Annotated in this window: 9 protein-coding genes; 6 read left to right on the top strand and 3 right to left on the bottom strand. The window is 72.2% G+C overall.

Annotation, left to right across the window (positions count from 1 at the left end; all coding sequences use genetic code 11):
• A partial coding sequence (locus ACZ4Z5_RS30275) for an S-adenosylmethionine synthetase N-terminal domain-containing protein (protein WP_468268792.1) occupies positions 1–466 on the bottom strand: 466 nt, incomplete at its 3' end.
• Positions 467–1,004: 538 nt separating this feature from the next.
• Here ACZ4Z5_RS30275 and ACZ4Z5_RS30280 point away from each other — a divergent pair.
• The 6 genes from ACZ4Z5_RS30280 to meaB all read left to right on the top strand — a co-directional run bounded on the left by ACZ4Z5_RS30280 (position 1,005) and on the right by meaB (position 13,004).
• Positions 1,005–1,700: an RlpA-like double-psi beta-barrel domain-containing protein gene (locus tag ACZ4Z5_RS30280; RefSeq protein ID WP_468268795.1), complete on the top strand. Its 696-nt coding sequence runs from the start codon at positions 1,005–1,007 to the stop codon at positions 1,698–1,700.
• Positions 1,701–2,112: 412 nt separating this feature from the next.
• Positions 2,113–2,952 (top strand): AfsR/SARP family transcriptional regulator, encoded by an 840-nt coding sequence (locus ACZ4Z5_RS30285; protein WP_468268798.1) that lies wholly within the window; start codon positions 2,113–2,115, stop codon positions 2,950–2,952.
• Positions 2,953–3,733: 781 nt separating this feature from the next.
• On the top strand, positions 3,734–7,855 hold the full coding sequence (locus ACZ4Z5_RS30290) for a molybdopterin-dependent oxidoreductase (protein ID WP_468268984.1): 4,122 nt from the start codon (positions 3,734–3,736) through the stop codon (positions 7,853–7,855).
• An 80-nt stretch (positions 7,856–7,935) separates the two neighbouring features.
• The gene (locus ACZ4Z5_RS30295) at positions 7,936–9,789 is read left to right on the top strand and encodes a methylmalonyl-CoA mutase family protein (RefSeq protein ID WP_468268801.1); all 1,854 of its coding nucleotides are present in this window, start codon (positions 7,936–7,938) and stop codon (positions 9,787–9,789) included.
• Positions 9,789–11,993 carry a methylmalonyl-CoA mutase gene (gene scpA / locus ACZ4Z5_RS30300; RefSeq protein ID WP_468268987.1) on the top strand — a complete coding sequence of 735 codons (2,205 nt, stop codon included), beginning with the start codon at positions 9,789–9,791 and terminating at the stop codon, positions 11,991–11,993. The genes ACZ4Z5_RS30295 and scpA overlap by 1 nt, the downstream gene beginning before the upstream one ends.
• Positions 11,994–11,999: 6 nt before the next feature.
• Entirely contained in the window at positions 12,000–13,004 is a 1,005-nt protein-coding gene (gene meaB, locus ACZ4Z5_RS30305) for a methylmalonyl Co-A mutase-associated GTPase MeaB (protein ID WP_468268804.1), read from the top strand.
• Positions 13,005–13,278: 274 nt separating this feature from the next.
• Here meaB and ACZ4Z5_RS30310 read toward each other — a convergent pair whose 3' ends face one another.
• Both ACZ4Z5_RS30310 and ACZ4Z5_RS30315 read right to left on the bottom strand, forming a co-directional pair.
• A complete protein-coding gene (locus ACZ4Z5_RS30310) occupies positions 13,279–14,964 on the bottom strand; it encodes an acyl-CoA dehydrogenase family protein (protein WP_468268806.1) in 1,686 nt (561 codons plus the stop codon).
• Complete coding sequence (locus ACZ4Z5_RS30315; protein ID WP_468268809.1) at positions 14,961–15,611, bottom strand: TetR family transcriptional regulator; 651 nt, start codon at positions 15,609–15,611, stop codon at positions 14,961–14,963. Before ACZ4Z5_RS30315 ends, ACZ4Z5_RS30310 begins: the two co-directional genes overlap by 4 nt.
• Between the last annotated feature and the right edge of the window lie 2 nt (positions 15,612–15,613).

A 15,613-nucleotide genomic window follows, 5' to 3' on the forward strand; every position in this document is an offset into this window, starting at 1 on the left:
ACAGCCGGTGCGCCAGATGGATCGGCAGCGGCATCAGCTCGGGCGTCTCGTCCGACGCATAGCCGAACATCAGACCCTGGTCGCCGGCACCCTGCCTGTCCAGCTCGTCCTCGTCACCCTCGACCCGCTTCTCGTACGCGGTGTCGACGCCCTGCGCGATGTCCGGCGACTGCGCACCGACCGACACCGACACACCGCACGACGCACCGTCGAAGCCCTTGACCGACGAGTCGTAGCCGATGTCGAGGATCGCTTCGCGGACGAGCTGGGGGATCGGGGCGTACGCGGTGGTGGTGACCTCGCCGGCGACATGGACCTGGCCGGTGGTGATCAGCGTCTCCACGGCGACGCGGGAGGAAGGGTCCTGGGCGAGCAGGGCGTCGAGGATCGTGTCGCTGATCCGGTCGGCGATCTTGTCGGGGTGGCCCTCGGTCACGGACTCCGAGGTGAACAGACGACGGGACACGGCGCTCCTTAGGGGTCGCGGTGGTCGGCAGGTGGGTTCGATCGTCCACACCCGTCCTCGTAGTTCACTACAACGAGTCTTGAAAAGTGCCGTGCCCGGCTCGGCCGTCAGAGGGACGGCCGGCCGGCTCGGCCGCGCTCGGGAGGTTCTCTGCCGGTGCCCGTTACGTCCCTCTGCGGTCCTCTTGCGATCGTCGTCCGCGGAATTCCGGCGCATTCAAAGGCGCGCGATCGGGGTGGCGGAACTGTCGTGAAATAGGCGACCGGGGAAGCCGCTGCGGAATGCGTGGAGGGATTGCGTTTCCGTGTGAGCCTAGCGGGTGTGGAGGCCGGTTCCGAGGAAATGAGGCGCCGTTAAGCGCCACTTGAGACTTCTTTAAGGATGGCCCCTACCAGGGACGGGAGTGCCGCCAGGCAGGGTTCGAGACTGCCGGGAAGGCCAACCGGGCGTCCTTGGAGAGAAATTTCTGGAAGGCCTGAGCAATTCATTTCTCCGGTGCGTAAGAGCGGTTACGAACAGTCCGGCTGAAGGAGCTCAGGTGTCGCGCAAGCTCAGGATGAGTACGAGTAAGAAGATCACGCTTCTCGTCAGTGCTCTGGCTCTCGGCGGGGGCGGGATCGCCGTCACCGTCGGAACGAGTCAGGCCGCGGAGATCGTCTGTCCCGGTTCCACGGTGACCTTCGCGAACGAGGCGGGGGCGCCGGCCGTGTCCAGCGGGCAGTTCCCGGTCGGTACGAAGCTGAGGGTCACGAATCTGGACAACGGCAAGTCGACGACGGTGACGGTGAACGGGCCGTCGGGCAGTTGCGCCCTGTTGAACAACGCCGCGTACGAGCAGGTGCGTGAGCCGGGCAAGAACCTCATCCGCAACGCGCGCATCGAACGCGTATCAGGCCTCCCGTCGGGGGCGGCCAAGCCGCAGAAGCCTCAGAAGCCGCAGCCTCCGCAGGGGGGCGGGCAGAACGCCGGCGGAGCAGCCGCATCCGGTCAGGTGGTCTGCGCGGGTTCCACGGTGACCTTCGCGAACGAGGCGGGGGCGCCGGCCGTGTCCAGCGGGCAGTTCCCGGTCGGTACGAAGCTGAGGGTCACGAATCTGGACAACGGCAAGTCGACGACGGTGACGGTGAACGGGCCGTCGGGCAGTTGCGCCCTGTTGAACAACGCCGCGTACGAGCAGGTGCGTGAGCCGGGCAAGAACCTAATCCGCAACGCGCGCATCGAACGCGTGGGCTGACGACGAGCCGGCCCCCGGTCCTGCCCCGGCCGGGCGCGTGGGCCGGGGGCCGGCTTCCAGCCCGTACGGAGCACGGTCGGGGAGGAGCGCGGTCGGCACGGAGCACGGCTGGGGTGGGGGGACGGCCCGGCGGGAGGGAACACTGCCGGCCATTGTTCCGGCCCCGTGAGCCGACAGGCCGGCGGACCGGCGGCCTCCGGATGCCGCGCCTTCGGTCCGGCGCCGGCCCGGAGACGGCCCGGCCGGCGGGCGCCGTCCGTGCCGGGGGCCGTGCAGCCGACATGACGTTCTCTCAGGCTGAGGGTGCGCACATTCACGGCCACTTGAAGACGTCCGGACTGGCCGGAGGAGCCCGGCAAATGACAACGTCTCACCGCGAGACGCACGACCGATGCATGGAGGAGGACTTGCCGTGGAGATCAAGGTACTGGGACCACTGAGCGCCGAGATCCGCGGAGCAACGATCGTTCCCGCGGGGGACGAGCCGCGACGGGTCCTCGCGCTGTTGGCGCTCCGCCCGAACCGGATCACGCCCGTCACGGCACTGATGGAGGAGCTCTGGGGCGCCGATCTGCCCCCTGGTGCCCTCCCCGCCCTCCGGACCCACGTCCGGGAGGTGCGCCAGCGGATCGATGCCGCCCTCGGCCCCGGAGCCGAGGTCACGGCGGAGGACGTCCTGGCCGACCGGCAGGGCGGGTATGTGCTGCGGATCCCCGAGGGCACCACGGATGTCCGGACGTACGAGAACGTGGCTGCCCAGGGACGGAGCGCCTTCGACGCCGGGCACCACGAACGGGCGTCCGGCCTGCTGCGGCAGGCACTCGGCCTGTGGCGCGGACCGGCGGTCATGGACCTGCGCGTCGGGCCCCTCCTCGCGACCGAGACGAGGCGTCTGGAGGAGAGCCGGCTCGGCACGCTGGAGCTGAGGATCGACGCCGACCTGCGATCGGGCCGTCACGCGTCGCTGCTCACCGAACTGACCGGGCTCGTCGCCCGGCACCCGCTGCACGAGGGGCTGCACGCGCTCGCGATGATCGCCCTCCACCGTTGCGGCCGACGGGCCCAGGCGCTGGACGTCTACCTGGCGCTGCGGACCGAGCTCACCGAGGAGCTAGGCGTGGAACCCTCTGCCCGGCTCCGGCGGCTGCACCAAGCGGTCCTCTCCGCCGACCCGGCACTCGATCTCGCCCTCGCCCCGGGAAGCGCCCCGGAGAGCCGCCCGGACCCCACCGTCCGCTTCTTCGCGGCCTGACCGCGTCGCGGCCTGACCGCGCGAGGTGGCCGACCCGACCGCGCCGAGCGGGGGAGGGGCGGGGCCGGGTCGGCATTGCGGGGCTGCGCGGGCAAAAACAGTCCCCGGTAGTCCGTGTCTTCGTGCCTGGAGCGCCGGTCGTCGCCGACTGTTCCGGCGCGGAGGGGGCTGCCGGGGGCCTGGCCAGAGCCGAGAAGGGGGTCACTCGATCCGGTGGACGTCTCCGCCGTCGGTGCGGCTCTCTCTGGTTGTCTGGTGTAATGACCAGTTTCCTCCCGATTTGATGGAAGTCAAGAGTTCGATCCGGGGGGATTCGGTGCGCTCGGTGCCGCGCCGTCTTCCGTACTGCCGGGTCTTCGCGCACCGGGTCTGGGCGGCGGTCTCGGCTCCCCTTCTTTCGCCCGAAGCCGCCGTCCCTCCGTCCGGAGCCGCCCTTCCTGTGTCCGAGGGCGCCGTTGCCGTCCCTTCACCATCCGTGATCGGCCGGTCTCCGAAAGCCGTCGCCATCGCCGCCTCTCCGGGCCGGCGACCGCGAGCGGCGCACGCGGCCCGTCCCCGTGCCGACGGCTGTCCCCGGGGCGGCTCACACCGCCGCCTACCGGACTGTGTGACGGTCGTAACTACGCATGATCGTCCGAGGTGACACAGGTGTAACGGGCATTTCGTACCGTCGGGGCCACGACTCGAACCATCGAAAGGCCGGCCGGTGACCCCACAGGATCCTCGGACCGACACCGCCCGGGTGCGGACCGTCTGCTCGTACTGCGGTGTGGGCTGCGGGATGGTCCTGGACGTCGCAGCGGGTCCCGACGGCCGCCGCAAGGTCCTCAAGGCGACGGGCGACAAGGCGCACCCCGCGAACTTCGGCCGGCTGTGCACCAAGGGCGCGACCACGGCCGACATGCTCGCCGCGCCCGGGCGGCTGACCACCGCTCTCGTCCGGCCCGAGCGGGGGGCAGGGGCCGAGCCGACCCCCGTGGACGAGGCGATCAGGACCACGGCCCGCAGGCTGCGGGCGATCGTCGACGAGCACGGACCGGACGCCGTCGCCCTCTATGTGTCGGGACAGATGAGCCTGGAGGCCCAGTACCTGGCCAACAAGCTGGCCAAGGGGTTCCTCCGCACCAACCAGATCGAGTCCAACTCGCGACTGTGCATGGCCAGCGCAGGCGCCGGCTACAAGCTCTCCCTCGGTGCCGACGGGCCGCCCGGGTCGTACGAGGACTTCGACAAGGCCGACGTCTTCCTCGTCATCGGCTCCAACATGGCCGACTGCCACCCGATCCTCTTCCTCCGGCTCATGGAACGGGTGAAGGCGGGCGCCAAACTGATCGTCGTGGACCCGCGGCGCAGCGCCACCGCCGCCAAGGCCGACCTCTTCCTGCAGATCGCGCCGGGCACCGACCTGGCGCTGCTCAACGGGCTGCTGCACCTCCTCGTGGAGAACGGGCACACCGACAGCCGCTTCATCGAGGAGCACACCGAGGGCTGGGAGGAGATGACCGGCTTCCTGGCGGACTACCCGCCCGCCGCGGTCTCGGCCGTCACCGGCATCCCCCAGGAGGACATCCGCACGGTCGCGGAGTGGATCGGTGCGGCAGGGGAGTGGACGAGCTGCTGGACCATGGGCCTCAACCAGTCCACGCACGGCACCTGGAACACCAACGCGCTGATCAACCTGCATCTGGCCACGGGTGCGATATGCCGCCCGGGCAGCGGCCCGTTCTCCCTCACCGGCCAGCCCAACGCCATGGGCGGCCGCGAGATGGGTTACATGGGTCCCGGGCTGCCCGGCCAGCGGTCGGTGCTGGTGGCCGAGGACCGCGCCTTCACCGAGGAACTGTGGGGGGTGGAGCCCGGCACCATCCGCGAGGACGGCTCCGGCAGGGGCACCGTCGACATGTTCCGGCGCATGGCCGACGGCGGGATCAAGGCCTGCTGGATCATCTGCACCAATCCCGTCGCCTCGGTGGCCAACCGCAGGACCGTGATCGAGGCGCTGGAGGCGGCCGAGCTCGTCATCGCGCAGGACGTCTTCACCGACACCGAGACCAACGCCTACGCCGACGTCGTCCTGCCCGCCGCGCTGTGGACCGAGACCGAGGGCGTGCTGATCAACAGCGAGCGCAACCTCACCCTCGCGCAGGCCGCGGCGGACCCGCCGGGCGAGGCGCTCGCGGACTGGCGGATCATCGCCCGCGTCGCCTGCGACATGGGCTACGCGGACGCCTTCTCCTACGCCGACGCCGAGGAGGTCTTCGAGGAGATCAAGCGTGCCGCGAACCCGGCGACCGGCTACGACCTCCGGGGCGTGGCCTACGAACGGCTGCGCGACACCCCCGTGCAGTGGCCGGCCCCGACCGCCGACGGGCCGCACCGGAACCCCATCCGGTACCTGACCGAGGACGGCGGCCCGGTCTTCCCCACGGCGAGCGGACGCGCCGTGTTCTTCGCCCGCCCGCACATCCCCGCCGCCGAGATGCCCGACGACGACTACCCGTTCGTCCTCAACACCGGGCGCCTCCAGCACCAGTGGCACACCCTCACCAAGACGGGGAAGGTCGCCAAGCTCAACAAGCTCGACCCGGCGCCGTTCGTGGAGCTCCATCCCGAGGACGCCACCCGGCTCGGCATCGCGGAGGGCGACTCGGTGGAGGTCGCCTCACGGCGGGGCCGGGCCGTGCTGCCCGCCGTCGTCACCGACCGGGTCCGCCCGGGCTGCTGCTTCGCGCCGTTCCACTGGAACGACCTCTTCGGCGAGTACCTGAGCGTCAACGCCGTGACCAGTGACGCCGTGGATCCCATCTCCTTCCAGCCCGGGTTCAAGGTGTGCGCGGTGTCGCTGGCGAGGGTCGCCACGCCCGCCGCGATGTCCCCGGCCCGGGCCGACGCGGCACCGGTTTCCGGGGCCACCGGGTCCCCGTCCACCGGTGAGCCGACCGTGCCGCACCCCGCCGCCGACGCCACGGCGCCGGCCGTGGTCACGCCGACCGCCGTCCTGCCCGGACCGGCCGTCCCGGCCACGGCCGTGCCCGGTCCGGCGGCGGAGGTGTTCGGCCTGGAGAGCACACCGCCGCCCGTGCTCGCCGAGCACGAACGCCAGTACCTGGTCGGGTTCCTGGCCGGCCTGGAATCCGGCGCACCCGGTGTCCCGGTCCTCCCTCCCGGGGCACCTTTCAGCCCGGAGCACGCCCGCTGGGTGAACGGCGTCCTCGCCGGGATGTACTCGCGGGCCCCGCAGACCACGGCCGAACCCGCCGGCCCGGCGGCCGGCCGCGAGGTGGTGGTGCTGTGGGCGTCGCAGACCGGCAACGCCGAGGAGTTCGCCACGGCCGCCGCCGACCGGCTCAGCGCCGCCGGGCACCGGGCCGCACTCGTCGGCATGGACGACACCGACCCCCGGGCCCTCCCCGGCACCGCAGACCTGATCCTGATCACCAGCACCTTCGGCGACGGGGACGCCCCCGACAACGGCTCCGGCTTCTGGGACGCCCTGTCCGCGCCCGACGTCCCCCGCCTCGACGGCAGGCGCTACGCCGTCCTCGCCTTCGGCGACTCCTCGTACGACGACTTCTGCGGCCACGGCCGGCGCCTCGACCAGCGCCTCGACGAACTGGGAGCCGTCCGGCTGGCCCCGCGCGCCGACTGCGAGCCGGACTACGAGTCCTCCGCCGACGCCTGGCTCGACCACGTGCTGAGCCGTCTCACCGACCACCCGGAGGGCGCATCCGTATGGTCACCGGCCCCCCTCCCCGCTCCCGTCCCCGCCCCAGTGCGGAGCCCCAGGCCCGCCCCTGTCACCGCCCGACTGGCCGGGAACCGCCTACTCAGCCTCCCCGGTGCGCAGAAGGAGGTCCGCCGGTTCACCTTCGACACCCGCGACAGCGCGACCCCGCTCGGCTACGAAGCCGGTGACGCCCTCGGGGTGCATCCGGTCAACCTGCCGGCCCTGGTGACCGAATGGCTGGCCGTCACCGGACTCGACGCCGCCGCCCCCGTGCACCTCGCGGACCTCGGTGAGCTGCCGCTCGGCGAGGCACTGCACCGGCACCTCGACATCACCAGGGTCTCCCCGGCCCTGCTGGGCTTCATCACCGAGCGCACCGGCGACCGCGTCCTGAAGAAGCTGCTGCGCCCGGACAACAAGGGCGAGCTCGCCCAGTGGTCCTGGGGCCGCCAGGCCGTCGACGTCATCGCCGAGCATCCCGTCCGCGCCACGCCGCAGGAATGGGCGGACGTCCTGGGGCGCCTGCGGCCCCGTCTCTACTCCATATCCTCCAGTCCGCTGACCGACCCCCACCAGGTGTCGCTCACGGTCTCCGTCGTCCGGTACGAGAACCGCCACGGCCGCCCCCGTCAGGGAGTGTGCTCGCCGTTCCTGGCGGACGCGGACCCCGGCGCGCCGGTGCCCGTCTTCGTGCAGCGCTCCCCGCACTTCCGGCCGCCGGCCGATCCCGCCACCCCGATGGTGATGGTCGGCCCCGGCACCGGCGTGGCCCCGTTCACCGGCTTCCTGGAGGAGCGCCGGGCCCGCGGCCACCGCGCCCCCAACTGGCTGTTCTTCGGCGAACAGCACCGCGCCACCGACTTCTACTACGAGGACGAGCTGACCGCCTTCCGGGCGGACGGCACCCTCACCCGGCTCGACACCGCCTTCTCCCGCGACCAGCGCGCCAAGGTCTACGTCCAGGACCGCATACGGGAGCACGGCCCGCAGCTGTGGTCCTGGCTCCAGGACGGCGCACACTTCTACGTCTGCGGTGAAGCCTCCCGGATGGCGAAGGACGTCGACCGCGCACTGCGCGACGTCGCCGTCGCCCACGGCGGCCTCGACGAGGAGGCCGCGACCCAGTACGTCAAACAGCTCACCGCGGACAAACGGTACGTCCGTGATGTGTACTGAGACGTGTTTCACCTGATGATGGGCAAGGTCACATCCGTAGGCTCTGCTGCTCATCCGCACGGCTGTCCTAGCATCCGAGCATGACAGTTCTGCCAGATGACGGGCTCTCGCTCGCTGCCGAATTCCCGGCTGCCGATCACGACCAGTGGCAGCGCCTCGTGGCCGGCGTGCTGAGCAAGTCGGGCAAGGACGTGTCCGGCGAGGCCGCCGAGGAGACTCTCGCGACGGCCCTGGAGGACGGCCTCGTCGCCCGTCCCCTCTACACCGCGCAGGACGCCGCCCCCGGCACCGGATACCCCGGCTTCCCGCCCTTCGTGCGCGGCGCCAGGCCGGTCGGAGGCTGGGACGTCCGCCAGAAGCACGAGCGTCCCGAGCCCGCACGCGTCAACGAGGCGGTACTCACCGACCTGGAGAACGGCGTCACCTCGGTGTGGCTGACCGTCGGCGGTGCCGGAGTGCCGGTGGCCGGACTGGCCCGGGCGCTGGACGGTGTCTACCTCGACCTCGCCCCCGTCGTCCTCGACGCGGGCCCCGAAACCACCGCCGCGGCGGACGCGTTGCTGCGGATCCACGAGGAGCGGGGCGTGCCCCGCGACGCCGTCCGCGGCAACCTCGGCGCCGACCCGCTGGGACACACCGCCCGCACCGGCGGACCCGGCGACGCGGAGACCGCGGTCGCACTGGCCCGCCGCTGCCACGAGGAGTACCCGGGACTGCGGGCCCTGACCGTGGACGCCCTTCCGTACCACGAGGCCGGTGCCTCCGCCGCCCAGGAGCTGGGCTGCTCCCTGGCGACCGGTGTCGCCTACCTGCGGCAGCTGACCCTCGCCGGACTCCCGGTCGAAGCGGCCTGCCGGCAGCTGGAGTTCCGCTACGCGGCGACCGCCGACCAGTTCCTGACCATCGCCAAGCTCCGCGCGGCGCGCCGCCTGTGGGCGCGGGTCGCCGAGGTGTCCGGAGCCGGCAGCGGGGGCGCGGGCGCGCAGCGCCAGCACGCGGTGACCTCGCCCGTGATGATGACCCGCCGCGATCCGTACGTGAACATGCTGCGCGCCACGATCGCCACCCTCGGCGCGGGAGTCGGCGGGGCCGACGCCGTGACCGTCCTCCCGTTCGACCACGAGCTGGGCCTGTCCGACGCGTTCGCCCGCCGGATCGCCCGGAACACCTCCTCCATCCTGCTGGAGGAGTCGCACCTCGGCAGGGTCGCCGACCCCGCGGGCGGCTCCTGGTACGTGGAGCGGCTCACCGACGAACTCGCCCACGCCGCCTGGGCGTTCTTCCAGGAACTGGAAGCGGCCGGAGGCCAGCAGGCGGCCCTGGGCTCCGGCCTGGTCGGCGACCGGCTGACCGCCACCTGGGCGGCACGCAAGCAGAAGCTCGCCCGCCGCCGCGAACCCGTCACCGGCGTCAGCGAATTCCCGCACCTCGCGGAGAAGCCCGTCGAGCGCGAGCCCGCCGTCACGGTCCCGCGGGGCGAGGGCGGCCTGCCGCGGGTCCGCCGCGACGAGGACTACGAGGCACTGCGCGCCCGTTCCGACGCCCATCTGGCCGCCACCGGCGCCCGGCCGAGGATCTTCCTCGCCGCGCTCGGCCCGGCCTCCGCGCACACCGCCCGCGTCGCCTTCGCCTCGAACCTGTTCCAGGCCGGCGGCATCGAACCGGTCCACGACCCGGTGACGGTCGACGCCGCGACCACCGCGGAGGCGTTCGCCCGCAGCGGCGCCGGCTTCGCCTGCCTGTGCTCCAGCGACACCCTCTACGAGGAGCAGGCGGCCGAGGTCGTCGCGGCCCTCAAGTCGGCAGGTGCGGGGCGGGTGTTCCTCGCCGGCCGGCCCGCCGAGCACGCCGGGGTCGACGAGTACGTCTTCGCGGGCTGCGACGCCGTGGCCGTCCTGTCCTCCATCCTCGACCGCATGGGAGTGGCGGCGTGATGCAGATTCCCGACTTCTCGCAGATCCCCCTGGGATCCGGCGCGCCCGCCGAGGCCACCGAGGAGCAGTGGTGCGCTGCCGTGAAGGAGGCCACCGGAAGCGCCGCGGCCGACCTCGCCTGGGAGACCCCCGAGGGCATCTCCGTCAAACCCCTGTACACCGGCCGCGACCTGGAGGGTCTCGACTTCCTCGGCACGTACCCCGGTGTCGCGCCGTATCTGCGCGGCCCCTACCCGACGATGTACGTCAACCAGCCGTGGACCATCCGCCAGTACGCCGGTTTCTCCACCGCCGAGGAGTCCAACGCCTTCTACCGGCGCAACCTCGCCGCCGGCCAGAAGGGCCTGTCGGTCGCCTTCGACCTGCCCACGCACCGCGGCTACGACAGCGACCACCCGCGTGTCACCGGTGACGTCGGCATGGCGGGCGTCGCCATCGACTCCATCTACGACATGCGGCAGCTCTTCGACGGCATCCCGCTCGACAGGATGACCGTGTCGATGACGATGAACGGTGCCGTGCTGCCCGTTCTCGCGCTGTACATCGTGGCGGCCGAGGAGCAGGGCGTACCGCCCGAGAAGCTGGCCGGGACCATCCAGAACGACATCCTCAAGGAGTTCATGGTCCGCAACACCTACATCTATCCGCCCCGGCCCTCCATGCGGATCATCTCGGACATCTTCGCGTACACCTCTCAGAAGATGCCGCGCTACAACTCCATCTCCATCTCCGGCTACCACATCCAGGAAGCGGGCGCGACGGCCGACCTGGAGCTGGCGTACACGCTCGCCGACGGTGTGGAGTACCTGCGTGCCGGGCGGGACGCCGGACTCGACGTGGACGCGTTCGCGCCCCGGCTGTCGTTCTTCTGGGCGATCGGCATGAACTTCTTCATGGAGATCGCCAAGCTGCGCGCCGCGCGGCTGCTGTGGGCCAGGCTGGTCAAGCAGTTCGACCCGAAGAACGCCAAGTCGCTGTCGCTGCGCACCCATTCGCAGACCTCGGGATGGTCCCTCACCGCCCAGGACGTGTTCAACAACGTCACCCGCACCTGCGTCGAGGCCATGGCCGCGACCCAGGGCCACACCCAGTCCCTGCACACCAACGCCCTCGACGAGGCGCTGGCCCTGCCGACCGATTTCTCGGCCCGCATCGCCCGCAACACCCAGCTGCTGCTCCAGCAGGAGTCGGGCACCTGCCGCGTCATCGACCCGTGGGGCGGCAGCGCGTACGTCGAGAAGCTCACGTACGACCTGGCCCGGCGTGCCTGGCAGCACATCCAGGAGGTCGAGGCGGCCGGCGGCATGGCGCAGGCCATCGACGCGGGCATCCCCAAGCTGCGTGTGGAGGAGGCGGCCGCCCGCACCCAGGCCCGCATCGACTCCGGACGCCAGCCGGTCATCGGCGTCAACAAGTACCGCGTGGAGAACGACGAGCAGATCGACGTCCTCAAGGTCGACAACTCCTCCGTGCGCGCCCAGCAGATCGCCAAGCTACGGCGGCTGCGCGAGGAGCGCGACGAGACGGCCTGCCAGGACGCGCTGCGCGCCCTGACCGAGGCCGCCGGCCGGGACTCCGGCCCCGGCCTGGAGAGCAACCTCCTGGCACTGGCGGTGAACGCTGCCCGGGCGAAGGCCACGGTCGGCGAGATCTCCGACGCCCTGGAGAAGGTCTACGGGCGGCACGCGAGCCAGATCCGTACGATCTCCGGCGTGTACCGCAACGAGGCAGGGGAGTCCCCTTCCGTGGACCGCACGCGTGCCCTGGTCGACCGCTTCGAGGAGGCGGAGGGCCGCCGTCCGCGCATCCTCGTGGCCAAGATGGGCCAGGACGGCCACGACCGCGGCCAGAAGGTGATCGCCACCGCCTTCGCCGACCTCGGCTTCGACGTGGACGTCGGCCCGCTGTTCCAGACCCCGGCCGAGGTGGCCCGCCAGGCCGTCGAGGCGGACGTCCACATCGTCGGCGTGTCCTCGCTGGCCGCCGGTCACCTGACCCTCGTACCGGCGCTGCGCGAGGAGCTGGCCGCCGAGGGCCGGGAGGACATCATGATCGTCGTCGGCGGTGTGATCCCGCCGCAGGACGTCCCGACCCTCCTGGAGATGGGAGCGGCCGCGGTCTTCCCGCCCGGCACGGTGATCCCGGACGCCGCCCACGACCTGGTGACCCGGCTCGGCGCGGCGCTGGGCCACGACGAGCTGTAGCCGCCCGTGGCCATCGACCTCGACAGCTATGTGAAAGGTGTGCTCGACGGGAAACGGGCGTTCGTCGCCCGTGCGATCACCCTCGTCGAGTCCACCCGCCCCGACCACCGTGTGCTCGCTCAGCAGTTGCTGACCGAGCTGCTGCCGCACACCGGCAAGGCGCGGCGGATCGGTATCAGCGGGGTGCCCGGGGTGGGCAAGTCGACGTTCATCGACGCCTTCGGCATCCTGCTCACCGGCCTCGGCCACCGGGTGGCCGTGCTGGCCGTCGACCCCTCCTCGACCCGCACCGGGGGATCCATCCTCGGCGACAAGACCCGTATGGAACGGCTGGCCGTCGACCCGGCGGCCTTCGTGCGGCCGTCACCCAGCGCGGGGACCCTGGGCGGGGTGGCCAAGGCCACCCGCGAGTCCATGGTCGTGATGGAGGCGGCGGGCTACGACGTGGTGCTGGTGGAGACCGTCGGCGTCGGCCAGTCGGAGACGGCCGTCGCCAACATGGTGGACTCCTTCCTCCTGCTCACCCTCGCCCGCACCGGCGACCAGCTCCAGGGCATCAAGAAGGGGGTCCTGGAGCTGGCCGACGTCATCGCCGTGAACAAGGCCGACGGCCCCCACGAGCGCGACGCCCGCGCCGCCGCCCGCGAACTCTCCGGCGCCCTGCGCCTGATGCACCCCGCGGACGCGGCCTGGACCCCGCCCGTCCTCAGCTGCAGCGCCCGCGAGTCCACCGGCCTGGACACCGTCTGGGACCGCCTCGAACAGCACCGCGCACTGCTGGACGCGGGCGGCCGCCTCACCGCCAAGCGCCGCGACCAGCAGGTCGACTGGACCTGGACCATGGTCCACGACGAACTCCTCGGCCGCCTCCGCGCCCACCCGTCGATACGAGCGCTCGCCCCCGCCCTGGAACAACAGGTCCGCAACGGCGAGCTGACCCCCACCCTCGCTGCGGAACGCCTCCTGGAGGCCTTCGGTTCGGAGGGGGCGGGCGGGGCACGCACCGAGTAGGGCGCCGGCCGTCGCGGGCACGCGCGCTGCCTCTCCGGTCCCTCCGGGAACAGGCGCAGGCCCGCCGCCTGCGAGCGGCCGGGGCGGGCCCTCGGGTGGACCCGGCAGTCGGCGAGGCGGACCTCACACGGGAGTTGTGCACGGACGCGGTGCGGGCGCGGCGTGCGTCCGTGGACGCCGGACCCCGTCTCACGGGACGCCGGTGGTGCGCCTGACGATCCGACCATCCGTCCCGTCGGTGGGCACGGACCCCCGCACCCACCGACAGCCGGCGTCAGCCCGTGGCGCCGGGCACGCGATCGATGACCGCCGCGAGGTCGATCCCGGCCGGCAGCGTGCCGAAGGCGAGTCCGCGGTCGCCGGAAAGGCGGGAGGCGCAGAAGGCGTCGGCCACCGCGGCCGGGGCGTGCCGTACGAGCAGGGACCCCTGGAGCACCAGGGCCATGCGCTCGACCAGCCGGCGGGCGCGCAGCTGTGCGTCCTCGGTGAGGACGAGCTCGGCGCGCAGTCCACGCCAGGCGTCGTCCAGCCGGGCGTCCGCCCCCGCCGCGGCCTCGACCTCGGCGCGGAAGGCCTCCAGCGACTCGGGTTCACGGGTCAGTGCGCGCAGCACGTCGAGCGCGTTGACGTTGCCCGAACCCTCCCAGATGCCGTTGAGCGGAGCCTCGCGGTAGAGACGGGGCATGCCGGAGGCCTCGTCGTAGCCGTTGCCGCCGAGACACTCCAGAGCCTCGGCGACCGCCGCGGGCTGCCGCTTGCAGACCCAGTACTTGCCGACCGCCGTGGCCAGCCGCAGGAACGCCCGCTCGCCGGCGTCGCCGCGCTGCGCCCGGTCGACCGCGCCGGCGACCCGGAGGGCGAGGGTGGTCGCCGCCTCGGACTCGAGACCCAGATCGGCGACGACGTTCCGCATCAGCGGCTGGTCGATCAGCTTGGCGCCGAACACCGACCGGTGGCGGACGTGGTGCGCCGCCTGCGCCAGCGCGGTGCGGATTCCCGACGCGGAGCCGAGGATGCAGTCGAGCCGGGTCATCGTGACCATGTCGATGATGGTCCGCACCCCGTGCCCCTCGGGGCCGACCAGCCAGGCGACGGTGTCGTCGAACTCGGGCTCGCTGCTGGCGTTGCTGCGGTTGCCGAGCTTCTCCTTGAGCCGTTGGATACGGAAGGTGTTACGGCTGCCGTCCGGGAGCACCCGGGGCAGCAGGAAGCAGGAAAGTCCCCCGGGGGCCTGCGCCAGCACCAGGAACAGGTCGTTCATGGGGGCGCTGGTGAACCACTTGTGCCCGCGCAGCCGCCAGGTGCCGTCCGGCTGCTCGGCGGCGGTGGTCGTGTTGGCGCGTACATCGGTGCCGCCCTGCTTCTCCGTCATGCCCATGCCCGCGAGCAGTCCGAGCTTCCCGGCGGGCGTGCGCAGACCGGGGTCGTACACCCGGCTGGTGAGCAACGGCTCGTACATCGCGGCGAGTTCCTTCGCGGACCGCAGGGCGGGGACGACCGCGTAAGTCATCGACACGGGGCAGCCGTGGCCCTGTTCCGCAGAGCTCCACACCATGAACCCGGCCGCGCGGGCCACATGTGCTCCCGGCCGGTCGTCGGCCCACGGCGCCCCGCCGAGGCCCTCGCGGATCGCCACGTCCATCAACGCGTGGTACGACGGATGGAAGTCCACCTCGTCGATCCGGTTGCCGTAGCGGTCGTGCGTGCGCAGCACCGGCTCGCAGCGGTTGGCCTCCTCGGCCCAGCGCTGGACCTCCTCCGAGCCTGCGAGCCGGCCCAGCCGGTGCAGGTCGTCGGCGTACCACTCGGCACCCTCGCGCCGGACGCCCTCCAGCAGTACGGCGTCGTCGGCGACGTCATGGCCCACCAGGGGTGGGGCCTGGTTGGTCACCTCGTGCGTGCGGGCGGTCGGATTGCTGCGCGGCGCGGTGTCCTCGGCGGCGGGCTCTGTGGTGGTCATCGGCGGTCCTCGGGAGTCGTAGGGGAATGGTGCGCCGCGGGCGGGGCGCCCGCGCAGCGCAGGGACATCGCCACCAGTTCGTCGACCAGACGGCCGGCCGCGGCGCCCTCCTCGGGCAGGGACAGCGGGTCCACCAGCACCTCGCCGATCGCCCCGGTCAGCGCGGCGGCGGTCACCTCCGGGTCCTGGGCGGGGAGCAGTCCGGCGTCGATGCCCTCGCGGATCACCTCCGCGAACACCTCGCGGTACCGGCGTCTGAAGCCCAGCCGCTCCTCGCCCACCGCCGGTTCGGCCGGGGCGGCGAGGAGCGCGTAGGCCAGTCCGCGGTTCTCCATGGCGCGGCGGGCGAACACGCCGACCCCCAGCGCCAGCCGCTCGACCGGGTCACCGCTGCCGTCCCTGAGTACCCGTCCCAGCACCTCGACCTCCCGCCCCGATGCCCGGCGGAAGACCTCGACGGCCAGTGCTCCCTTGGAGGGGAAGTGCTGGTAGACCGACCCGACCGACATGCCGGCCGCGGCGGCGACGGCCGTGACGGAGGCATTCGCCCAGCCCACGTCGGCGATCACGTCGGCCGCCCGTTCCACCAGGAGCTCCCTGGCGGCCGCCAGGCGGTCCTTCACGGCGGGCGTCTTGCGGTAGGCCATGG

The organism is Streptomyces sp. NPDC030222 (genome assembly GCF_055573115.1).